The organism is Caballeronia sp. LZ065, assembly GCF_031450975.1.
Lineage (GTDB): Bacteria > Pseudomonadota > Gammaproteobacteria > Burkholderiales > Burkholderiaceae > Caballeronia.
Map to the genome: position 1 here is coordinate 686,725 of NZ_JARUXV010000002.1, position 21,907 is coordinate 708,631.

Consider the following 21,907-nt stretch of genomic DNA (forward strand, 5'->3'; position numbering starts at 1 on the left):
GCGCCCCGAACCGCAGGGACATGGGATATTGCGCTCCACCTTCGTGGACTGCATGGGTAACGGTGGATTGAGCGCATTCTCAAGGTCAGAAATGTCCTCAAGAGTGCCGAGTTCTTGCTCGCCCTTTTCACGGTCTCGATTCGACGATCGAGAGCGTCAGTCCACTTCTCGGCGATCCACTCCCGTTCGCCTAGGAGCCGCAGCACTTCTTGTATTTGCGCCCCGAACCGCAGGGACATGGGATATTGCGCTCCACCTTCGTGGACTGCATGGGTAACGGTGGATTGAGCGCATTCTCAAGGTCAGAAATGTCCTCTGAACCTTCGAAGCCAATGATGTAATGCCAGCCGTTCTGCTGGCATACTTGCGCCACATAGTGAGCACGATCATCTGACGTCACTCGGACAATGATCGGTCGTTGTTCTGAGCCAATCTTTGGCATGTTCGATCCTGTGATTGCGGTTAAGGGGCGGAGATTAACTCTGACGCCCGTTTCGTGCAGCATATAAGCCTGTACGGTTGGTTAAAACATTCGTAACCTCCCCGGCGCAGTTTTTTCAACTGCCGTTCTTTAGATTTCTAATTTAGTAGTACTATGCGAACCAGTCAATACGAAAGCTCGAAGACTAACGATGACGCTTTGGATGGCTTGGTGGGACGCGATCTGGTTACTGCGCCCGGCGTTCTCGCGCCTGCGCAGCTTCATGTGGTTCGCAACCGTCGTGGCAGGCTTCACGGTGCGCACCGAGTTGTTGGGCGTGACCAGCGTCGTGCGTGCACTCAAGCTGCGACCTGCTCTGTACAACAAGCTGCGTGACAGCTTGCACAGCAACGCCGTGCAACTCGATCAGCTCACGGCGCTGTGGACTCAGGCGGTGTTGCGCCTGTTCCCGGATCCGCTACGCGTCAATGGCCGGCGCGTCCTGGTCGGAGACGGCATCAAGGTGGCCAAGTCCGGCAAGAAGATGCCCGGCGTCAAGCTGCTGCATCAACAGTCCGACTCCAACAGCAAGCCCGAATACATAATGGGACACTCCATGCAGGCGGTCAGCATACTCGTGGAGGCCGCCCAGAGCGTCTTTGCCATACCGCTGGCCGTGCGCATTCACGAAGGTCTCGTGTGGTCCAACCGCGATCGGCGTACCTTGCTCGACAAGATGATTGCGCTGCTGGATATCGTCTCGGTGAAGGAGCCGTTCTACTTCGTCGCCGATGCCTACTACGCTGCTCGCAAGATCGTCAAAGGCCTGCGCGATCAGGACAACCACCTGGTCACACGCGTGAAATCCAATGCAGTCGCCTATGTCCCGTACCTGCAGCAAGGACCGCGCAAACGAGGCCGCCCCAGACTTTACGGTGACAAGGTCAAACTGAAATCGCTCCTGGCTGAACCCCAGTTCTCGAAATCAGCCGCCAGCCCTGTCTATGGCGAGCACGACCTCACCATTCAGTATCGTGTCCGCGATCTACTGTGGCCTGCGTGCGGAGGACGGGTGGTTCGCTTCGTGGCAGTGATTCACCCTTGCAGGGGTTCGTGCCTGTTGATGTGCACCGATCTCAGCCTCGATCCCATCCAGATCATTCGCTTGTACGGGTTGCGCTTCAAGATCGAACACACCTTCAAACAGGCGGTACATCGGATCGGCACTTTCGCCTACCACTTTTGGATGCAAGACATGAAGCCGCTTGGCCGCAAAAACCGCGATCAATACCTTCATCGCGAATCCCTCGAGTACCGCAACGCCATTAAGCGCAAGACACACGCCTACCACGCTTCATCCAGGCCGGCATTATCTGTCAGGGACTGCTTCAGTACCTGGCAGTGGTGTTCCCTTCACTCGTCTGGAGTTCATTTGCATCCTGGCTGCGCACCATCCGCCCCGGCATCCCCCCATCGGAATTGGTCGTAGCCAATGCACTACGCCAATGCCTGCCCGAATTTCTCGTGAATAGCACCAAAACCAATTTCTTTGCGAAATTCATCGCCGAAAGGCAGGACCCTGACAACTTCGAGATGTTCCGCCTGGCCACATAGCATCAAGACCGCGCCGAACGCGGCACTCTCGAGATTTAAAATGGCGAAATGAAATTGATATGTGGATTAGCGGAGCGCACATATTTAGCGGTAAGTAGCTCCGGGGGGATTTCGCCCGGAGGCTCTCACAGCGGCGTTCATTCTCAACAAGAAGAAGCCGCCGAAGAGCTCACTGCGTCTAAATGAGGTCGTGCGCTTGGTCGCCATGCTCGGCGGTTGTCTGGCCCGCGAAGGCGATGGTGAACCCAGCGTCAAAATCATCGGGCAAGCACAGCGTCAAGGATTTCGAACGTTCTCGCGTCGTCGCCCGCCCATGGTCGACCGAGAGACCTCAATCAAGACAGGTATCGAGTACTCGCCGAACGAAGCGATCGCATCACGTGGACCTACCGGCTCTTTCTCGACCAGCAGGCGAAGGCGGCGGAGCGCATTCCCGGCGAGGGCCTGTGGGTCAATCCTGACTGCGGGCTCAGTGCGCGGCAATGGGATGAAGTGATTCCCGCGCTGCGCAACATGGTAGCGGCGGCGCGGACGCTGCGTCAGGGACTCGGTTCATCACTTACGCAGTGAGCTTGTTGCGCCCCGCCACCTTCGCGCGATAAAGCGCGACGTCGGCGCGTTGCAGTGCGTCGTGAAAGCCGTTTTCGTTCGCCCCGATCTGCGATACGCCGATGCTCGTCGTCCATTCGGGCATGCCTTCGGTGACTTTGCGGCACGCCTCGTGGATCTGGTTCGCGCAGGCCTGCGCATTCGCCGCGCGCGACGCGGGCAGAATCGCGACGAACTCATCGCCGCCGAGCCGGCCGAACTCGCCGCCGAGCGATTCGACTTCGTCGCCCGCGAGCCGCGCCAGTTCGATCAACACGTTGTCGCCGGTGAGATGACCGTGGCGATCGTTGATCTCCTTGAAATGATCGATATCGATCGCGAGTACGGTGGCGCCCGGCGCGGCGAGACGCGTCGCGTAACGGCCGAATCCGGCGCGGTTCCAGACGCCCGTCAGCGGATCGCGCAGCGCGGCGTCGCGTAGGCGTTGTTGCGCGCGCTCGGCGGGAATCGCGAGCAGGCCGAGATTGAGCACGCCGAGAAGCAGTTGGTCGGAGAGCGTCGGAATCAGCGCGAGCAGGTTGAGGCGCGGAACCGTGAACAAGTAAGCCGCGAGCGTCACGGCGTAGCCCGGCAGATAGCCGAGCATCGCGAGTCCGGCGATGCGTCTCGCACGGCTCTTCTCGCGCCGCCCGCTCGACCAGAGCGTGATGCCGGTGATGGCCGCGGAAACCGCGACGCTGATCGTGTCGCCCGCATGCGTGATCGTCGATACGATCGATGCGCCCGGACCGTGGCCGCCGAGCGACGCCGGCAAAATATGCATCGCCGCGCAGCCGATGACCGGCGCGAGCATCCACGCGTGAAACGGCGGCTTGCCGTCGAACGATCGCAGGCCGGAGATGATCAGCATGTTGGTGCCGCGAGCGCGCCGAGCAGCAGCCCGACGAGCACGAGATTGCCCCGCGAGTACTCGAACCCGACGAGCACCGCGGCATACAGGAACGCGCTCGCCGACCAATGCACGAATTGCGGCTCGATGCTTCGTCCGAAGCGCACCAGCGCGAAGACGAGCCCGAACGCCGTGCTCGCGAGCACGCTGCAAAGGCGGAGTGTTTTTGTGTCAGGTGTGTGGAACATGGCAAAGCCCGCCACGCGCGGGGCAGGAACCGCCGCCGTCATGGACGGCGGACGGCGGATCGTCGAAACGCACCGAAAACAATACGCCGTTCAACGACATCAATCCGAAAGGTTACGTGCCCGTCCTCGAACTCGACGACGGCAAGCGTCTCACCGAGAACATCGCGATTCTGTGTTGGGTCCCGCAACGGGCGCCATCGCTCGCGCCCTCCGGCGACGACGGCAAGCTGCGCCTGATCGAAATGCTCGCGTTCATATCGACGGAAATCCACAAGCAGTTCGGCCGCGTGTTCAGGCCAGCCGCCGACGCGGAAGCCACGGCGGCGCGCGAGAAAATCGGTCAGCGCTTTGCACTCATCGCGACGATGCTGCGCGGCGATTATCTGTTCGGCAACGAGGTCAGCGCCGCGGACGCGTATCTTTTCACGATGCTGACATGGGCGCGCAAGATGAACGTCGATATGCCCGCCGAGCTGCAGGCGTTCTACCACCGCATGCGCGAGCGGCCCGCCGTCAAGCTCGCATTCGAGCACGAAGGGCTGGAGTGAAAGGATCGGCCCCGGAACGCGGCTTGCGCGATACGAAGCGTGAACCACTGATTTCCGGAGACACGTCATGCAAGCGACCCGCAAACTCGCGATTTCCCTTTTGATGCTCGGGCTCTCGGGCGGCGCATTCGCCGAGGCCGCGCAGACGCAACCCGGCGTGAGCCACGGCCCGTCGAGCGCGCAGAACGCGGCGGGCAACACCGCCGCTTCCCCGTCCGATGGCGGTCCGTCGGGCGGCCAGTCCGGCGTCGGCGGCACGGCGAACGGATCGAACGCGGCCGGGAAAGGTACGAACACCACCACCACCGGCTCCGGCGGCGTGCAGCCGCGCCTGAACGGCAGCGGCAGCACGAACGGCAAGACGAGCCCGTCGACGAATGGCGGCGGCGCGCAAGGCTGGTGAGGCCAAAGAGCGCGCCGAGCGCCGAACCGGGACCGGCATTTGCTCCGCCCGACATAGAGGCGTGCGTTCCGCGCGCCGCTTCATCGCATTCCGGAGGCCATCATGCAGCAGGACAAACCCGTGCCGCACGCCACCGCCGACGACATGGACGAACCCTTAGGCCGCGACGAATCCGCGCCGCCGTCCTCGCAAGACACGAAGCAAGCCGAGCTCGACGCGCGAACGAAGCGCGGCCACGAGGCATCGGAAAACGCATTGCCGTCGTCGCAGGAAAAGAACCCAGTGCCGCCCGGTTCGAACAAACCGTGATTCCGTGGCAGGCCATCGTCGCGGCCGCGCTGATGGGCGCGATCGTCTGCTACACGCACTACGAAATTCCCAATTTCACGCGCGGGACGGGCAAGCGCCGCACCGCGCATTTCGTGCTGATCGTGGTGGCGCTCGCGTTCGGCGCAATGGGCGCGTATACGCTCGAATTGCCGATACCCGCGTGGGTCGTGTTCGTGCTCGGCTTCGGCGCCGTGCATGTGCCCGCCGCCGCGATTCTCGCCCTCAAGCGCCTGCGCGGCGCGGGCATGTCGTGAACCACATCGAGAGGCACATCATGTCGACCGAAACTTACGTTCGCAACGGACATACCGTCGAAATCACCATCGATCACGATCCGACCGGTCAATGCACCTGGGCCTACACGATCGACGCCGACGGCTTCACCGAAATGCGCGACCGCCCCGTCGAAAACTTCGACATGGCGATGGAAGCCGCGAAGACACACGCGAACGCGAAGGCCGACGCGCTGCCGGCCAACGACGTGTCGGAGTGATCGTGGGAATGCTTAGACCCGTTCCGGCGGCGCACGATCAGGCGGATCGCCGATAGGACGCGGCGTACCGTCCGGCGGAATGGAATCGGGATCGCCGTCGGGCGGCGGCGCCGGATCGGGGTCGACGTCGGGAATCGGTCTTTGCATGCCTTGGTGGGCGTCGGGATTCATAGCATCTCCGTGCAGAACAAAGCCCGCATTCCGCGTGCCGCCATCGTTGTCAGGGCACTAACGTCGACGAATCCACGTCGGACAGCTTGCCGAGTTCGTCGCGCCGCGTGTCGCATGCTTCCCGCACGCGCCGTCCATAACCGACCCAGATCGCGAACGATATGACCGACAGGCTTCCGAGCGCCACGAACGCGGCCGAAAAGCCGTACTGATGCGCGATCCAGCCGCCGAGCATCGGGCTAAAACAGGCGCCCGCCACTTCGACGCCCAGCACCGCGCCCTGGCCCAGATCACGCGGCCGCTCCCATGCAGCAGATGCACGACGAGCGCGGGCACCGCGACGCTCTGAAATCCCGCGCCGAGGCCGTCGAACACCTGCACCGGCAGGACGCCCCACATCAGCGGGACGAACGCCGCCGTGACGGCGCGCAGCGGCAGCGTCGAGCGTGGCGAGGATGATCCACCAGAACCCGAAGCGGCGGATCGCGCGGCTCGCGTAGGCCGCCGCGATCAGCATGACGATCTGCGAGATGACGATGTTGGCGGCCGTCACGTGACTCGGATCGGCGGCATGCGTCGATGCGACCGCGAGGCTGTAGAGCGGCAACATCGCGGAATTGCCGAGATTGAACGCCGCGAGCGCCGCCGACAGCACGAGCAGCGACCGGTTGTGCAACAGCACGCGCAGGGCGTCGGGGTGGATATCGGAGGCGTCGTCGGCATCGTCTTTCGCAAAGCCGCGCGCGTAATGCCGATGCACCGAGCCAGGCGGAATCCACAGCGCCGTGAGAATGCAGCCCGCGCCGAACGCCGCGCTCAGCGCGAAGATATACGGCATGCCGAGCCACGCGCCGAGCCAGCCGGAGAGCGCCGCCGCTGCGATATTGCCCGCATGATTCGCCACCTAATTGCGCCCGTATTGACGGTCGAAATTCTGCCGTCCGACGATGCCGAGCGTGAGACCGGCGAGCGCCGGGCCCATCGTCGCGCCCGCGATGGCTGTGGCGATCTGCGAGAGCGTGACGGGCCAGAAGCCGTGGAACAGTCAGATGATGATCGCCGAGACGATCGACAGCGCGCTCCCGGCCGCGACGATGGCGCGCCTGCGCGAGGTCGCATCGACGAGCGCGCCCGCGGGCGTCGTGACCAGCATGCCGACGATGCCGCCAATGGTCAGCACGGTGCCGATGCGGTCCGTCGTCCAGCCGTGCGATTGCAGATAGATGCCGAGAAACGGGCCGACGCCCGCTTCCACGTCCGCTGCGAAGAAGCTCACGGCGAGCAGCGGACGGGTCGCCTTTACGTTGTGTATTTGCATAAGTGCGAGTTAAAGCGCGACCTGCAGGCCGAGTTCCACGACGTCTTCGCTTCGAAGTCCATATACTCCGCGCTCGATGCCGAATGGAACGACATCGAACCGAAGAGGCGCTCGCGCCAGCGCCGCATTTGCCCGTGCGAGCAGCCGGGCGCCGCTTCGTCGCGTGGCAGGAAGTAGGCCGTGTGCTTCGGGTCGAAGCGCCAGTCGCCAAAGTGGCCGTTGAGCGAAGCGAGCAGACGCGGCAGATTCGGCCGCTCGACGAAGCCGTGTCGCGAGATCACTTCGTAGCAGCCCGCGCCCAGATCGCGCACTTCGATGCGCGTGTGCTCGTCGACGCGCGGGGCCGATTCCGAGCGGTTCGCGAAGATCACCGTCGTCTGGTGCAGCACGCGGTTATGGCGCACGTTGCTCGTGAGCGCGGAAGGCGTCGCGTCCGGCGTGCTGCCCGGATAGACCGCGGTGCCCGGCACGCGCGCGGGCGGCTCCGCGCGTTGCAGCGCATCGCGCAGAAAATCCGCGAGCGGCTTCGCGCACGACGCATGATGTCCGGCAAGCTCCAGCCCGCGATGCCATGTCGCCATCAACACGAAGAGCAGCGCGCCGATCGCCACGGGAAACCAGCCGCCCTGCGGAATCTTGTGGACGTTCGCCGCGACGAGCAGCGCATCGATCGCGATGAACGGCACGCTGAGCAGCGCGACCGCGAGCCACGGCCAGCGCCAGATGTTGCGCGAAACGCTCACCATCTGCACCGTCGTGATCAGCATCGTGAGACCGACCGCGATGCCGTATGCCGAGGTCAGCCGGTCCGAGCTGCGAAACACGAGCACGAGAAACATCACCGCGCCGTAGAGCAGCGCGTTCACTGCCGGCACGTACACTTGCCCGCGATGCGATGCCGATGTCTCGATCACGCGCAGGCGCGGCAGAAAGCCGAGCTCGATCGCCTGACTCGTCATCGAGAAAGCGCCTGAAATCACGGCCTGCGATGCGATCACCGTCGCGAGCAGCGCGATCGACACCGTCGGAATCAGCGCCCATGAAGGCGCGGCGTAGAAGAACGGCTGCTTCGCCGCGCCCGGCTGATGAAGAATCGTCGCGGCCTGCCCGAAGTAACCGATGATGATCGCCGGAAACACGACGACGAGCCACGCGATGCGTATCGCGCGCCTGCCGAAGTGACCGATATCGGCGTAGAGCGCTTCGGCGCCGGTCAGCGCGAGAATCACGGCGCCAAGAATCGTGAACGCGAGCCCCGCATGCGCGACCACGAGCGACGCCGCATAAACGGGCGAAAGCGCGCGCAGCACGTCCGGATGCTCCCCGATCCGATAGACGCCCACCGCCGCGAGATACACGAACCATACGAGCATGACCGGCCCGAACGATTTGCCGACGACCGACGTGCCGCGCCGCTGAAACAGAAAGAGCGCGATGAGGATCGCCACCGCGAGCGGCACGATGAACGGCTCGAACTTCGCGCTCACCTGTGCGAGCCCTTCCACTGCCGAAAGCACGGAGACCGCGGGCGTGATCATCGAATCGCCGTAGAACATCGCCGCGCCGAAGAGACCGGCCATCAGCAACAGATGCGGCACGCGCCGCCCCTGCTGCTCGTAGTCCGAGCGCGCGAGCGCCGTCAACGCGACGATGCCGCCCTCGCCTTCGTTGTCCGCGCGCATCACGTAGCACACGTACTTGCCCATCACGACGATGACGACGGCCCATACGATCATCGATAGAATGCCCATCGCGATGGCGGCGTCGACAGTGCCCGCTTCGCTCACGCCCTGGCGCAGCGCATAGATCGGGCTCGTGCCGATATCGCCGAATACGACGCCGAGCGCGCCCCGCATGAGACCCGCCAGCGCCTTTTCGGACGCTGGCGCGGTGCGGGTGACGTCGTGCGTTGCGCGCGATGAGTTCGATGTCGATGTCATCCATGTCCGTATGCTGTGAGCCGTGCCGAAGCCCCAGCAAGAGGTGTTCCGCGCTCGCGTTGGCATCGTCGAACTGGGTCTGAAGCTTGCTGCCATTCGAAACGTCTTGTTTATGGGAAAACATCATGGATGCCTCAGCGCATGCCCGCGAAACGATGGTCGAATTGTGCTGGCGCAGCCATGCGATGAACGCGGCGAACTCCGCATTGCGCCACATCCACGTTGGAAAACGCCTGAACGGACGTGCTTCGGGCCGCGCGCGCGGGCGTCCGCGCACGTGTTCGTCGATGATCGCGGCATCGGGCCAGTCGGCTTCGACCGCGACGAACCGAAAGCCATGCCGCTCGATGAGACGCCGCGTGATCGCGGCGCGCGCTTCGTAGAACTCGGCGGTGCCGTGACTCGCTTCGCCGAGCAGAACCACGCGCTGGTCGGCGAAGCGATCGAACGCGTGTGCGAAATCCGCCGCGTCGAGCGCGGGCAAACGCACCGCCGATGCGCGAATCAGTTCGGGCAACGAACGCGCGGCCGGCTTCGCCGGTTCGGGCCGATCCGCATCGTCGAGAGGCGCTCGCCCTTGTGCCAGTCGGAATATCGCGGCTCGTTGTTACGTCGTAGACGACTGGCGCGGTCATAAGCTGCGCCAGCCGCCGCGCGGATATCAATGGGTAGGCGTCGGCGCGGACTATCTGCTGGTCGCAGTGGCGTCGGGCATCATTGCGCAAGTCGTGATGTCGCAATAACGCCAGCAAGAAAAAGCCCGCCATCAGGCGGGCGATCATGCGCTCGGAGAGGGGAAAACAAGCGCACATTCAAAGCAGGGAAGCGGCGGAAAGAAGCATGCGTTTCAATCAACCGTAGCGGATAACTCTAAGGTTTCCTGCGAATCGATTCGGCAGCGTCGCGCCGTTCCGGGGGCCAAGCCGATTGCTCCGGCACGTTCACCGCCTTGATCGAAGATAAAACCCATCGCGATGTGCACAGTCTCCGTGGAACCGCATGCCGGGCAAGTGTCGTCCTCTCGTGCATCATCGGAGTAAATCAGCTTGTTGCAAGCCACGCACCTTACAGCATTTGCACTCCTGAAGTCACCATCCACGATGGCGTTTAATTTATACGTCAAAGCGCGCTGAGAGCCAATAGTCCATTGCGCTAGCCTTCCGAACATTCAGCGTCTGCATCATCGCACGATGCTCCACTCGGACTCCAAAGCACCCGCTGCCATCGCCGATTCGTTGAACGGCGGCACGCGTCGGACTTCGGGCGGACTGTGCCAGCGCACTTCGAATCGCTCCTCCATACACTTCGCTCCTTTCGCCGATCCCGCCACGCTGGTGAGGCGGCATCCGGCTGCGCGCATCGAATCGGTGAGCGTCTCTCGCGAGAATCCACCTCGCTCATAAGTCACGCGCAGTTCCGCGTGAATCTCGCAGGACAAGCGGGTTTCGACGGCCTTCATCAACCACAGCACGGCGATGCCCAGCACGAGCCCCGCGATGCCGAGCCCGAGCTGACCGGCGCCGAAGCACAAGCCCACGACAGTCACGAACCACAGCGTCGCCGCCGTCGTCAGTCCTTTGACGAGGCCGTCCTTGCGAAGGATCGCTCCCGCGCCGATGAAGCCCACGCCCGACAGTATCCCGAGCGGCAAGCGCATCAGATCCAGTTGAATAAATGAATCGGATGCCTTGCCCGCCTGCCCGAGCAGCGCATTGGTCATCAGCATGGCGAGGCACGCGGCGAGACACACGAGCAAGGTCGTGCGCAATCCGGCGTCCTTGCCCGCTTCGCTCCGGTTATAGCCGATCAGGATGCCGGCGAGCACCGCCAGCGAGATTCGAATGCAGACATCCGGCCATTCGTGAGAGGCATGTGCGCCATCGTCATCGATGTCACGCGCTGCGGCGGCATCACCGGCTTTATGCGCGTGGCCGCATTGTGCGACGCGTTCCTCGTCCCGCTCTCCGCGCATTGCGCGCCCGCGATGCATCTGCACGCCGCATGCGCCGCGCCGCGGTTGCGGCATCAGGAATGGTTTCACGATCACGTTCGCATCGAGCAAATGCTGTTCGACGGCGCGCCGCGTGCGATCGATGGCGCCATTGCGCCGGACTTGTCGCGTCCCGGCTGCGGGCTCGATTTCAGGCATGCGGATGCGCAGCGTTACGCGGTGTAGAGATGAACGACATCAAATCAGGCCATATCGCCATTGCATGCGGCATCGTTGCGGCGGGCGCCGCATTGCTCGGCACGCGAGCGAAACCGCGCGTGACGACGCCGGTGCAGACGCATATCGACACGGCCCGCACCTTCAATCGCAGCGCGGCGCTGCTCGCGCTGTCCGTGCTCGCCGATAGCGCCATGGAGCACTATCGCGGCTCCTTCGACAACCCCGCGATGTACACGCCGCTCGTCGTGTCCGCGTTGTCGCTGCTCGCGGGCGTGCATGGCGGACGCGATCACGAGCCGCAGCGTCATCCGGTGCGCAGCTCGATCTATGCGAGCGCGGCGCTCGCGGGCATCGCGGGCACGGGCTTCCATATCTACAACATCACCAAACGTCCCGGCCGATGGAGCTGGCACAACCTCTTCTATGCCGCGCCGCTCGGCGCACCGATGGCGCTGCTGCTGTCCGGCACACTCGGCGCGGTGGCGGAACGATTGCGCGATGAACCCGCGCACGAGCCGCGTCTTTTCGGCATGCCCGCGGGCCAGGCGCTCGCGCTCGTGACGAGCGCGGGAATCGCCGGCACGCTCGGCGAAGTCGCATTGCTGCATTTTCGCGGCAGTTTCCAGAACCCGGTGATGTACGCGCCCATCGTCATTCCGCCTGTCGCGTCCGCGTTGCTCGTCCACACGGCGATGGCCGCGCCCAGAGCGCGCTGGTTCACGCGGCTCTGGCTGCGCATGACGACGGCGCTCGGTTTCATCGGCGTGGGCTTTCATGCGCGCGGCATTGCGCGCAATCAGGGCGGCTGGCGCAACTGGAGCCAGAATCTCTTCAACGGCCCGCCCTTGCCCGCGCCGCCGAGTTTTTCGGCGCTCGCGCTCGCGGGCCTCGCCGCGCTGCGTTTGCGGGAGACCGAGCGATGACGCTGCCGCGCTATCCAGGCTACGACGTGACGACGAAGCGCGACACGCCATCGTGGGACGACATCACGCGCGAGGTCATCGACGAACGTCTCGCGACGCCGAAAGATCCGCGCTTCTTCGATGCAGTCGAATTGATCGCATTGCGTGCGCTCTGCGCGTGCATCGTGCCGCAGGACGACGAGCGCGAAGCCGCGCCCTTGCCCGCGTTGCTCGACGCCAAGCTCGTGAAAGACATCGGCGACGGCTTTCGCGATGCGCGCCTGCCGCCGATGCGCGAAGCATGGCGCATCGGCCTCGCGGCCCTCGACGCCGAAAGCCGCGCGCGTCATGAATTGCCCTTCGCGAGCATCGAAAGAGACGCGCAACACGCGCTCCTGCATGACATGCAGCAAGGCAGTCTGCACGTCGGCGCATGGCGCGGCATGCCAGCCGCGCTCTTCTTCGCGATGCGCGTGCTGCACGACATTTGCGGCGCGTACTACTCGCATCCGCGCGCGTGGAGCGAGATGGGCTTCGGCGGCCCGGCGAATCCGCGCGGCTACGTACGCATGGTGTTCGACCGGCGCGATCCGTGGGAAGCCGCCGAAGCGAAACCCGGTCACGAAGACAAGGCGAAGAAGGAGAACCGGCGTGTCCGATGATCCGCAACGCGTGCCGCGCGGCAAGCACGGACGCGCGCCGGATGTCTTTCATCATGGCGCGTGGCTGCCGATGCGCGAGTACGAAGAAAGCGATGCCGTCGATTTCGCGATCGTCGGGACGGGCGCGGGCGGCGGCACGCTCGCATGCCGTCTCGCGGAGAAAGGCTTTCGCGTCGTCGCGTTCGATGCGGGCGCTTGGTGGCGGCCGCTCGAAGAGTTCGCATCGGACGAGACGCATCAATCGAAACTCTTCTGGACCGACGAACGCATCTGCGACGGCGACGATCCGCTGAAGCTCGGCAACAACAACAGCGGCAAAGCCGTGGGCGGCAGCACCGTTCACTTCGCGATGGTGTCGCTGCGCTTTCGGCCCGAATGGTTCAAATCGCGAACGCTGCTCGGCTACGGCGCGGACTGGCCGCTCGACTGGCGCGAGATGTGGCGCTACCACGGCGAAGTCGAGAACGCGCTGAAGATTTCGGGGCCGGTCACGTATCCGTGGGGACCGAAGCGTCCGCGTTATCCGTATCGGCCGCATGAGTTGAACGCGGCGGCGCTCGTGCTCGCGCGCGGTTGCGAGGCGCTCGGCATCGACTGGACGCCGACGCCGCTCGCGACCGTTTCCGCGCCGCGCGGCGAGGCGCATCCGTGCGTGTATCGCGGCTTCTGCGTGTCGGGATGCGCGACCAATGCGAAGCAAAGCGCGCTCGTCACATGGATACCGCGTGCGGTGCGCGCGGGCGCTGAGATTCGCGATCTCGCGATAGTCGGGCGCATCGTCATCGGCGACGATGGACGCGCGCAAGGCGTCGAATACTTTCGCGAGGGACGCTGGCGCTTTCAGCGCGCACGCAATGTGGTGGTCGCGGGCTATGCGATCGAAACGCCGCGCCTGTTGCTGATGTCCGCTACCGATCGTTATCCCGATGGACTCGCGAATAGCTCCGGCCTCGTCGGCAAGAATCTGATGGTGCAGTTGAATCAGGCCGTGTGGGGCACGATGGATGAAGAAGTGCGCTGGTACGAGGGACCGCCGTCGCTCTCGATGACCGAGCACTGGAACTACGAAGACAAGGGCAAGGACTTCTTCGGCGGCTATTGCTACATGAGCCAGGGGCCGCTGCCGGTCGCGTGGGCCGCCGTGCAGAACGGACGCGGGCTATGGGGACAGGCGCTCGTCGACGAAATGCGCAAGTACAACCATCAGGCGGGCTTGAAGATCGTCGGCGAGGCGATGCCGCAGGAACGCAATCGCGTGACGCTGGCCGACGAGAAAGATCAGTACGGTCTGCCCGTTGCGCGCGTCACGTATTCGCTGTGCGACAACGACAAGCGCCTCGTCAGGCATTCGCTCGATTACATGAGCATGGCGCTCGACGCAGCCGGCGCACGCGACGTATGGCGTCAGGACGACGATACGTGCCACCTGAACGGCACCGCGCGCATGGGCGACGATCCCGAACGAGCGTCGTGAATCCCGATTGCCGTAGCTGGGACATCGACAATCTGTGGATCTGCGATGGCTCCGTGTTTCCGACGGTGGGCGGCGTGAATCCGTCGCTCACGATTCAGGCGATCGCGCTGCGCACGGCGGACCGCATCGAGGCGCTCGCGGCACGAGGGGAGTTATAGCGATGAGAAAGCCAAAAGTTGCGGTCATCACGGGCGCGAGCGCGGGCGTGGGCCGCGCGACGGCGCTCGAATTCGCGCGGCGCGGCGTGGATGTCGCGATGATCGCGCGCGATGCGCAAGCGCTCGAACAGGCCGCCGCCGACGTGCGCGCGCAGGGCGTGCGGGCGTTGGCCATTGCGCTCGATGTCAGCACAGCCGGCGCGCTCGACGATGCCGCCGTGCGCATCGAAGCCACGCTCGGTCCCATCGACGTATGGATCAACAACGCGATGGTCACGGCCTTCGCCCCGCTTTCCTCGCTGTCGGAGGATGAATTCAGGCGCATTACCGATGTCACGTATCTCGGCTTCGTGTGGGGCACGATGGCCGCGCTCAAGCGCATGACGCCGCGCGATCGCGGCGTCATCGTGCAGGTCGGCTCGGCGCTCGCCTATCGTTCGATTCCGCTGCAATCGGCATATTGCGGCGCGAAACACGCGATACGCGGCTTCACCGATTCATTGCGCTGCGAGCTGCATCACCCGCGCAGCCGCATCCATGTGACGATGGTCCAGATGCCCGCATTGAACACGCCGCAATTCGACTGGGCCAGGAACGCGATGCCGCATGCGCCGCGTCCCGTCGCGCCGATCTACGAGCCCGAGGTCGCGGCACGCGCGATATGGTGGGCGGCGACGCATCGGCGGCGCGAGTTGTGGGTGGGGACATCGTCGGTGAAGGCGATCGTCGCGAATGCCATCGTGCCCGGATTGCTCGATGCGTATCTCGGCCGCAATGGCTATCAGGCGCAACAGGACGCCACGCTGCCCAACGACGGCAGGACCGGCAATCTATGGGAGCCCGTGAGCGCGCTGCATCGCGTGCATGGCCGCTTCGAAAGCGAAGCGAAGCGCACGAGTGCGTCGTTCTTTGTCGATGCGCATCGCGGGGTGCTGCTGGGCGCGGCGCTCGCGCTCGGCGCATGTCTTCTGCGTGGCATGCGCCCGCGCCGCTAGACATGGCAGCGCGCTTCGAAGATTACGCGCTGCTCGGCGATGGCCAGGCCGCGGCGCTCGTCGCGAAAGACGGATCGATCGACTGGCTCTGCTGGCCCGCGTTCGAAGCGCCACCGTGTTTCGCCGCGCTGCTCGGCGATACGTCGAACGGATACTGGCGCGTCGCGCCCGACGAGACCGTGCTGAAGGTGACACGGCGCTATGTCGCTGCGTCGCTCGTGCTCGAAACGACGATGCACACCGCGAGCGGCGTGATCGAATTGACGGACTGCCTCGCATGGGACGAGACGCCCGCGCGCCTCATGCGCCAAGTGCGCTGCGTGTCGGGGCGCGCCGCCTTGACGAGCGAATTGTCGATACGCCTCGCGCGCTTTGGCCGCGACGCGCCCATCGACGACTGGCGGCGCGACGCGGAGGCGATCCGGCAAAGCGTGTTGACGCACGGCTTTCATCGCGATGTCAACGCGTTCACGCAGTCCTACGACAGCGATCGCCTCGATGCGAGCCTTCTGCTGCTGCCGTTGCGCGGCTTCCTGCATGCCGATGATCCGCGCATCGTCGCGACGGTCGACGCCATCGAACGTCACCTGATGCGCGACGGTCTCGTGTTCCGCTTTCTCGACGCACGCGGCGCGCGGCGCGAAGGCGCCTTCATCGCGTGCAGTTGCTGGCTCGCGCAGGTAATGCAGATGCAGGGGCGGGAAGATGAAGCGCGCGCGTTGTTCGAACGCGTCCTATCGCTTCGAAACGATCTTGGCTTGCTGGCCAAAGAATTCGACACGAAACGGCAGCGTCCATGCGGAAACTTTCCGCAAGTGTTTTCGCATGTCGCACTCATCAACACGGCCTCTTTCTTCGATGACGAACAGCACTCGCTTCACGCGCTGTGATCATGCACGCTGATGCCGTAGGAAGAGCCGCCTTTTCGCAGCGCATCTTCGAAGAACGCGAGCGGCATCGGCGCGGGCATATCGTATTGCGGCCCGAGTGCCGCGAGCGCGCGATCGAAGCGCACGAAGGTCGCGAAGTCACGCGGATAACGCCGCTCATCGACGCCGAGAAAGCGCCCTTCGCGCTTCGGCTTCGCGAGCAGCGCACGCCATTCGCGGATGCCCGTCAGACCGACGCTTTCGGTGCCGTGCGAGAACAGCATCATGTCGATGTCATCGAACGATGCGCCGTCCAGAAAGCGGCGCAGCGTTTGAGCCGAAGGGTCGGTGCAGAACACCAGCCAGAACGGAATCGCGCGCAGGCGCAACGTCGTGTACGGGTCCATCAGCAGAAACGAATCGACGACGAGCCGCCTCGACTCGATTCCCATGCTGCGATACCAGTCGCGATAGAGATCCGCCGTCGCGAAGCTGAACGCTTCCGGCTCCGCGAAACGCCATTCGACGACGCGCCAGTTCTTCTCTTTCGCCAGCGCGACGATGGACGCGGTCAGCGCCTCGTCATAGCCCCACTCGGCTTCCGGCGCGCGTTGCGTCGGCGCGGGCGGGTCCCAGTGCGTGCGCTTCACGCCATAACGCGCGAGATAGCGCGCCACACGCGGCCCACCGTTGAAGTATTCATCTTCCGTCGCGCCGCCCAATGCGCCGAACTGGTAGAACGATCTGTCTCCCGTTCGCGTGACGGGCCAGTCGCGCGTGCATCGGCTGATATGAATGGTCGCATTGGGCGCGAGGCTGCGCAGCAGAAACTCGCGATAAGCCAGCGGCAATGCGCGCAGCTTCAGCCGGAAGTAGCTCATCGCGGAGAGCATCAGCCGGTCCTGATTCGGGTCCTGCATATGATGCACGGCGATGCGCGGATCGGCATGAAGCAAGGCATCGACGGAACGCAGGCCGTCATCGAAGCCAGCTCGCGCATCGTCGGGATCGCTGAACGGCGCGCGCACCGGGCACAGAAATGTCTGCGGCAGCCACGGCACGCCGAGCGCCGCCGCGACATGCATCAACGCGCCATTCGACGAGCCGATGAACGCGGCATCGTATTTGCGTTGTGGATAGAGCCCCGCGATCCATCCGCCGATGCCTTCGACATCGAGCCGCCGCGCCTGCCGCGCCGTGATGCCCTCCGACATGCCGCCCACCGTGTACACCCACTCGCGCGGACGCTTCGGCAGCAGATTGATCGGCGGCATCAGACTGTCGAGCAAAGGCGACTGGCTCGGGCTGCTGAAACGCTCGCCGTGCAGAGACGACGCGAGCGCCTGCACCATGCCGGCGGCCGAATCGAAACGGGCGATGCCGCGCGGCGGTCTCGTCATGTCGATGCACCGCCCTGAAGGAGAAACGGACGGATCGCGTGCGCGAAGCTATGCGGATACACGTAGTTGAGCGTGTGCGTGCCGCCGTCGATGGTCAGCAGCGCGCCGTTCGGCAAGCGCGCCGCCACTTCGCCCGCCCACGCGAGCGGCGCGACCGGATCGCGCGAACCCGCGACGACGAGCGTCGGCGCCGCGATGCGCGACAGCTTGCGCTCGATGCGATCGCGCATGAGCGCGCGCATCGTCATGATGGCGCGCAGGATGCCCGCCTTCGCGTAATCGATGCGTCCGATCGCCGCCGACGAGCGCGCTTGCTCCATCCGTCCGTTGCGCCAGTCGCGATGAATCTGAGCGACAAGCCAGCGCGCATCGCGATCGACGGTCGGGCCTTGCAGCACGAGCCGGTCGACCGCTTCGGGATAGCGCGCGGCGAAATCCGCGAGAATCTGACAGCCGTACGAATTGCCGACGAACATGGCGCGCTCGATGCCGCGCGCGCCGAGCCACAGGCGCAGCGCATCGGCGAGCTCGGGGACCGAAAGCGTGTGGCCGTGCAGCGCGCTTTCGCCGAAGCCGGGAAGATCGGGCGCATGCACGTCGAAGTCTTCGCGCAATGCGAGCGCGAGTGGCTCCATGTAGCGGCTCGATATCACGAGGCCATGCACGAGCACGACCGGCAGGCGCTTCGCATGGCCGTCCGCGCATGCCGCGCGGCGCGAGAACATGCGATAAGGCCCGGCCTGCGTGTAGCGCACGGTGATGCCCGCGCCCGCGCTTTCATCGCTCAATGCGGGCGTACGCTTCAGACGCGCCCATTCGACCGCGGCCCACGCCGAGAGCGCGCACACGCCGACGCTGGCGACGATGCGCCATGAAGGCCACGCGACTCTCACGCGGTGTGGTTTCATGCAGACCGCCTCCCGTCCCGTTCAATTCGAAGTCTTAGCAATAAAAGCGCCCGCTTCATTCATCTTCCCAATCGCGCCATTGCACATCGTCGTGCGCCGCGAGATAGCCGCTGACCGCCTCGCCGATGGTCGGAAACAAACGCTCTTCGCCGATCGTTTGCAGCACGCCATAACGCTTCAGGTTGTCTTTCACCGGCCCTTTCAACTCGGCGAAGCACAACGCGATGTCGCGCTCGGCGAGTTCCGTCTGCAAACGCTCCAGCACTTCGACGGCGGTGAGATCGATGTCCGTCACCGGCTCGGCGGCGATCACGGTCCAGCGCGCGGTGTTATCGGCGTCGTCGATTGCGCGCAGTACGTGCTCGCGAAAAATCTCCGAATTCGCGAAGAAAAGCGGCGCGTCCCAGCGGAACAGCACGAGACCGGGCACGCGCCGCGCCTCGGGATGACGCGATACATCGTGATAACCCTTGCGTCCGTCGATGCGTCCGAGCACGGCGTCATAAGGCCGCCACGCGCGCCATAGAAACGACAGCACGGCCAGCAGCAGCGCGAGCGCAATGCCGTTGACGACGCCCAGCAACGCGACGCCGGCAAAGCACGCGAGCGCCTGCACGAACTCGTTCTTGCGCAGGCGATAAAGCCGCATCACGCCGCGCACTTCGAGCATCGAAAGACATGCGGCGATCACGACCGCGGCCAGCGCGGCTTGCGGCGTGCTGGCGAGCGCATGCGGCGCGACCACGAGCAACGCCGCGACGACAATCGCGGCGAACACGCCCGTCAATTGCGTCTTCGCGCCGGCGGCTTCGGCCACGGGCGTGCGCGAGCCGCTCGCGCTTACGGCGAAGCCCTGAAACAGGCCCGCCGCGATGTTCGACAAACCGAGCGCGATGCATTCCTGATTGCGGTCGACCGTTTCCTTCGTGCGCATCTCGTAGGTGCGGGACAGACCACGACATCCGTGAACGAGACGAGCGCGATCGCCGCCGCCGCGCCCGCGAGCTGCCACCATTGATCGAGCGGCATCAGCGGGAATTCGATTGAAGGAAGCCCACGCGGCACGTTGCCCACGGTCGCGACGCCCGCTTGCTTGCCGAGGTCCATCGCTTTTACGAGCGCCGTCGCCACGCCGACCGCGATCAGCACGCCAGGCACTTTCGGCCAGAAGCGTTTGACGAGCAGGATCGACACGAGCGCGCCGATGCCGATGGCGAACGCCGTCATGTTCACTTTCGATGCGGCGAGTCCGCCGATCAGATCGTTCACCTGCGCAATGAACGATTCGCCCTTGCCCTTGAAGCCGAGCAGCTTCGGCATCTGTCCGACGATGATCGTCAGAATGATGCCGTTCAGGAAGCCGTATCGGATGGGCAGCGACAGCAATTCGCTGACGAAGCCGAGCTTCAGCAATCCGACGACGAGGCAGATCGCGCCCGCCAGCACCGCGAGCGCGCTGGCCGCCATGACCGCACGATGCGGGTCGCCCTGACTCAGCGATACGATGCTCGCGGCGATGAGCGCGACCAGCGCCGAATCAGGCCCGACGACGAGCAGGCGGCTCGGGCCGAAGATGGCATAAGCGAGCATCGCGGCGAAGGACGCATACAAGCCGTTCACCGCGGGAAGTCCCGCCGCCTCGGCATAGGCCATGCCCGCCGGGACCAGCACTGCGCTCACCGAAAGTCCCGCGACGAAATCGTAGAAGAGCCAGTGCGCCTCGTACGCGCACAACGCGGCGAACCCTGGGAACCAGCGAAGCGGATCAATCGCACTTCTTCGTGCATGGACGGCATCGACGCCGACGGCATCGATGGCGCGATCGACGCCGACGCCCGCGGTCAGGGCCTTGATCGCTTCGACAGGATCCTCGTTGTCGAAGTTGACCGCTTCTGCCCCTTGCGCGCACGCCATCGCGAGCCGGTCATCGAGCCGATCCACGACGATCACGCGCCCCGCGCCGAGCATGAAGGCGCTTGCCACTGCGAACTGCCCCACCGGACCCGCGCCGAACACGGCCACAGTATCGCCCTGCCTAATCTCCGCGAGTTGCGCGCCAAAGAAGCCAGTCGGGAAGATATCGGACAGCAGGATCGCCCGGTCATCGTCGAGCACCTCGGGCAGCTTCATCAAGCTTGCGTGCGCAAGCGGAACCCGGGCATATTGCGCTTGCAGGCCGTTGATCGGCCCGGTGGGTTTCGGGCCGCCGAAGAACGACGTGCCCGCCGCCGGGCCGTTCGGATTCGCGTTGTCGCATTGTGCCGTGTATCCGGTCCGGCAATAGGCGCACGCGCCGCACGAAATCGTCGACGGAATCAGCACCCGATCGCCGCGCCGGAAATTCCTCACTCCTTTTCCTACTTCCTCGATGATGCCGACGCCCTCGTGTCCGAGGATCGTGCCGGGCACCATGCCGGGAAACGTGCCGCGCACCATGTGCAGATCCGTACCGCAAATTGCGCTCGCAGTCAGGCGCACGATGGCATCCTGGTCATGCTCCATGACCGGGTCCGGCACGTTGTCGAGTGAGATATTGCCTATGTCGTGAAACACCACAGCTTTCATCGAGCGCTCCTGAGACGGGTGAGGCTTCGTTAAGCAATGGATGCGCCTACCTTCCGGCCCATTTCGCCAGTCGGCCAAAACATGTATTGGGATACGCGCTGTATGCATCCCACGTCGCGGCTAATCGGCGCACCGTCAAGAAAAAAGCGGTACGGATACCATATACGGAATTTAGTAATAACTCCGCCGGTCGCAGCCTGCGGAAGCTGGCGAGTTGTTCGTCGCCGTCACCTCGTCAAATGGCCGTTCCTTCGACCGCGAATCGTGATTAGAGGTCGTTCCGACAACGAAGCAGCGGCTGATCTTTCTGATGGCATCCCATTCGCTGAACCTAAACTGTTGTGCGCAGTACCGCACCGGACCGGACGAATCTTCAACTAATATCGAACAGGAAGCCCCCTATGTCGCATCCAACTACCCCGGTAGCGCCCGCGCCGACTCAGTCTCAGCCGAACTCGGATGTGCCTGACCTCGGAACGCCGGAGACAAAGCCCGATCAGCCGCAGGCACCGGAAGAATCCGGGGTGCTGTGATCAAGGGCGCAAGAAGCGACGAGAAAAGACCCGGAAATTGAGTCGTACGGGCAACCTGTCGGAATCAAAGCCAGCCAGGTGCTGTCGGCGGGGCACCGAATGATCGCAACGACGACCGTTGTAGGCTCAGTTCAGCCGAAGGCGAGGCGCACCGTCGAAGGTCAATCAATTCCAGAAACGAGGGAAGCACCCGGCAGTTGAACCGCCCCTACTGGGTATCCCTTGTCAATGATAGGCAGCCCGGTGGAGCGCCCACTGCAATCTGGATGCGCATCGGCCCCTTTTTGCCACACTTAGATCGCTGCGTAGAAGTGTGCGTGCGCGCGATACCGCGCATATTTGCCAGA

At 64.3% G+C, this 21,907-nt stretch carries 19 protein-coding genes and 9 pseudogenes; 15 read left to right on the forward strand and 13 right to left on the reverse strand.

Annotated features, from left to right (window positions below; genetic code table 11):
• Positions 1-190 precede the first annotated feature (190 nt).
• A complete protein-coding gene (locus QCE63_RS17280) occupies positions 191-505 on the reverse strand; it encodes a PBPRA1643 family SWIM/SEC-C metal-binding motif protein (protein ID WP_309834660.1) in 315 nt (104 codons plus the stop codon).
• A gap of 127 nt (positions 506-632) precedes the next feature.
• Here QCE63_RS17280 and QCE63_RS17285 point away from each other — a divergent pair.
• The 3 pseudogenes from QCE63_RS17285 to QCE63_RS17295 all read left to right on the forward strand — a co-directional run.
• A pseudogene (locus QCE63_RS17285) lies at positions 633-2,035 on the forward strand (transposase).
• Between the two features lie 121 nt (positions 2,036-2,156).
• Positions 2,157-2,282: pseudogene (locus QCE63_RS17290) on the forward strand (IS4 family transposase); the annotation flags it as partial.
• Positions 2,283-2,449: 167 nt separating this feature from the next.
• A pseudogene (locus QCE63_RS17295) lies at positions 2,450-2,605 on the forward strand (hypothetical protein); the annotation flags it as partial.
• Here the strand turns inward: QCE63_RS17295 and QCE63_RS17300 are convergent.
• Complete coding sequence (locus QCE63_RS17300) at positions 2,595-3,494, reverse strand: GGDEF domain-containing protein (protein WP_309834662.1); 900 nt, start codon at positions 3,492-3,494, stop codon at positions 2,595-2,597. The pseudogene QCE63_RS17295 and the gene QCE63_RS17300 overlap by 11 nt on opposite strands.
• Positions 3,488-3,721 (reverse strand): hypothetical protein, encoded by a 234-nt coding sequence (locus QCE63_RS17305; protein WP_309834663.1) that lies wholly within the window; start codon positions 3,719-3,721, stop codon positions 3,488-3,490. Before QCE63_RS17305 ends, QCE63_RS17300 begins: the two co-directional genes overlap by 7 nt.
• 62 nt (positions 3,722-3,783) lie before the next feature.
• Between QCE63_RS17305 and QCE63_RS17310 the strand changes: the two are divergent.
• The 5 genes and pseudogenes from QCE63_RS17310 to QCE63_RS17330 all read left to right on the forward strand — a co-directional run.
• Positions 3,784-4,269 (forward strand): annotated as a pseudogene (locus QCE63_RS17310) (glutathione binding-like protein); the annotation flags it as partial.
• Positions 4,270-4,336: 67 nt separating this feature from the next.
• Positions 4,337-4,672: a hypothetical protein gene (locus tag QCE63_RS17315; RefSeq protein ID WP_309834665.1), complete on the forward strand. Its 336-nt coding sequence runs from the start codon at positions 4,337-4,339 to the stop codon at positions 4,670-4,672.
• Positions 4,673-4,774: 102 nt separating this feature from the next.
• Positions 4,775-4,981, forward strand: a complete 207-nt coding sequence (locus QCE63_RS17320) for a hypothetical protein (protein ID WP_309834667.1) — start codon at positions 4,775-4,777, stop codon at positions 4,979-4,981.
• Complete coding sequence (locus QCE63_RS17325) at positions 4,978-5,256, forward strand: hypothetical protein (RefSeq protein WP_309834669.1); 279 nt, start codon at positions 4,978-4,980, stop codon at positions 5,254-5,256. Before QCE63_RS17320 ends, QCE63_RS17325 begins: the two co-directional genes overlap by 4 nt.
• A gap of 20 nt (positions 5,257-5,276) precedes the next feature.
• On the forward strand, positions 5,277-5,495 hold the full coding sequence (locus QCE63_RS17330) for a hypothetical protein (RefSeq protein ID WP_309834671.1): 219 nt from the start codon (positions 5,277-5,279) through the stop codon (positions 5,493-5,495).
• A gap of 12 nt (positions 5,496-5,507) precedes the next feature.
• On the opposite strand, the gene QCE63_RS17335 is transcribed toward QCE63_RS17330, so the two are convergent.
• From QCE63_RS17335 to QCE63_RS17355, 5 genes and pseudogenes are all read right to left on the reverse strand, one after another.
• On the reverse strand, positions 5,508-5,666 hold the full coding sequence (locus QCE63_RS17335) for a hypothetical protein (protein ID WP_309834672.1): 159 nt from the start codon (positions 5,664-5,666) through the stop codon (positions 5,508-5,510).
• A 49-nt stretch (positions 5,667-5,715) separates the two neighbouring features.
• Complete coding sequence (locus QCE63_RS17340; RefSeq protein WP_309834673.1) at positions 5,716-6,570, reverse strand: MFS transporter; 855 nt, start codon at positions 6,568-6,570, stop codon at positions 5,716-5,718.
• Between the two features lie 141 nt (positions 6,571-6,711).
• Positions 6,712-6,984: an MFS transporter gene (locus QCE63_RS17345; RefSeq protein ID WP_309834675.1), complete on the reverse strand. Its 273-nt coding sequence runs from the start codon at positions 6,982-6,984 to the stop codon at positions 6,712-6,714.
• Complete coding sequence (locus tag QCE63_RS17350; RefSeq protein ID WP_309834677.1) at positions 6,966-8,924, reverse strand: KUP/HAK/KT family potassium transporter; 1,959 nt, start codon at positions 8,922-8,924, stop codon at positions 6,966-6,968. Before QCE63_RS17350 ends, QCE63_RS17345 begins: the two co-directional genes overlap by 19 nt.
• 220 nt (positions 8,925-9,144) lie before the next feature.
• A pseudogene (locus tag QCE63_RS17355) lies at positions 9,145-9,414 on the reverse strand (erythromycin esterase family protein); the annotation flags it as partial.
• Between the two features lie 148 nt (positions 9,415-9,562).
• On the opposite strand from QCE63_RS17355, the gene QCE63_RS17360 reads away from it, so the two are divergent.
• Positions 9,563-9,667, forward strand: coding sequence for an RcnB family protein (locus tag QCE63_RS17360; protein WP_404990152.1), 105 nt, complete (start codon positions 9,563-9,565; stop codon positions 9,665-9,667).
• A 437-nt stretch (positions 9,668-10,104) separates the two neighbouring features.
• Here the strand turns inward: QCE63_RS17360 and QCE63_RS17365 are convergent, their stop codons facing one another.
• Complete coding sequence (locus QCE63_RS17365) at positions 10,105-10,749, reverse strand: MgtC/SapB family protein (protein ID WP_309834679.1); 645 nt, start codon at positions 10,747-10,749, stop codon at positions 10,105-10,107.
• A gap of 63 nt (positions 10,750-10,812) precedes the next feature.
• Between QCE63_RS17365 and QCE63_RS17370 the strand changes: the two are divergent.
• The 6 genes and pseudogenes from QCE63_RS17370 to QCE63_RS17395 all read left to right on the forward strand — a co-directional run.
• Positions 10,813-11,100 (forward strand): annotated as a pseudogene (locus QCE63_RS17370) (enolase C-terminal domain-like protein); the annotation flags it as partial.
• Positions 11,101-11,102: 2 nt separating this feature from the next.
• Entirely contained in the window at positions 11,103-12,017 is a 915-nt protein-coding gene (locus QCE63_RS17375; protein WP_309834680.1) for a hypothetical protein, read from the forward strand.
• Complete coding sequence (locus tag QCE63_RS17380; protein WP_309834683.1) at positions 12,014-12,658, forward strand: gluconate 2-dehydrogenase subunit 3 family protein; 645 nt, start codon at positions 12,014-12,016, stop codon at positions 12,656-12,658. The genes QCE63_RS17375 and QCE63_RS17380 overlap by 4 nt, the downstream gene beginning before the upstream one ends.
• A pseudogene (locus QCE63_RS17385) lies at positions 12,648-14,290 on the forward strand (GMC family oxidoreductase). The gene QCE63_RS17380 and the pseudogene QCE63_RS17385 overlap by 11 nt, the downstream one beginning before the upstream one ends.
• A gap of 2 nt (positions 14,291-14,292) precedes the next feature.
• Positions 14,293-15,285, forward strand: a complete 993-nt coding sequence (locus tag QCE63_RS17390) for an SDR family oxidoreductase (RefSeq protein ID WP_309834685.1) — start codon at positions 14,293-14,295, stop codon at positions 15,283-15,285.
• A gap of 2 nt (positions 15,286-15,287) precedes the next feature.
• Positions 15,288-16,175, forward strand: coding sequence for a glycoside hydrolase family 15 protein (locus QCE63_RS17395; RefSeq protein ID WP_309834687.1), 888 nt, complete (start codon positions 15,288-15,290; stop codon positions 16,173-16,175).
• Here the strand turns inward: QCE63_RS17395 and QCE63_RS17400 are convergent.
• The 4 genes and pseudogenes from QCE63_RS17400 to QCE63_RS17415 form a co-directional block, all read right to left on the reverse strand.
• The gene (locus tag QCE63_RS17400) at positions 16,163-17,554 is read right to left on the reverse strand and encodes a hypothetical protein (RefSeq protein ID WP_309834688.1); all 1,392 of its coding nucleotides are present in this window, start codon (positions 17,552-17,554) and stop codon (positions 16,163-16,165) included. The two genes, QCE63_RS17395 and QCE63_RS17400, sit on opposite strands and share 13 nt — an antisense overlap.
• Positions 17,551-18,462 (reverse strand): alpha/beta hydrolase, encoded by a 912-nt coding sequence (locus QCE63_RS17405; protein WP_309834689.1) that lies wholly within the window; start codon positions 18,460-18,462, stop codon positions 17,551-17,553. The genes QCE63_RS17400 and QCE63_RS17405 overlap by 4 nt, the downstream gene beginning before the upstream one ends.
• A 55-nt stretch (positions 18,463-18,517) precedes the next feature.
• Positions 18,518-20,232 (reverse strand): annotated as a pseudogene (locus tag QCE63_RS17410) (SulP family inorganic anion transporter).
• Positions 20,224-21,027, reverse strand: a pseudogene (locus tag QCE63_RS17415) (alcohol dehydrogenase catalytic domain-containing protein); the annotation flags it as partial. The pseudogenes QCE63_RS17410 and QCE63_RS17415, both read right to left, overlap by 9 nt.
• Positions 21,028-21,907 lie beyond the last annotated feature (880 nt).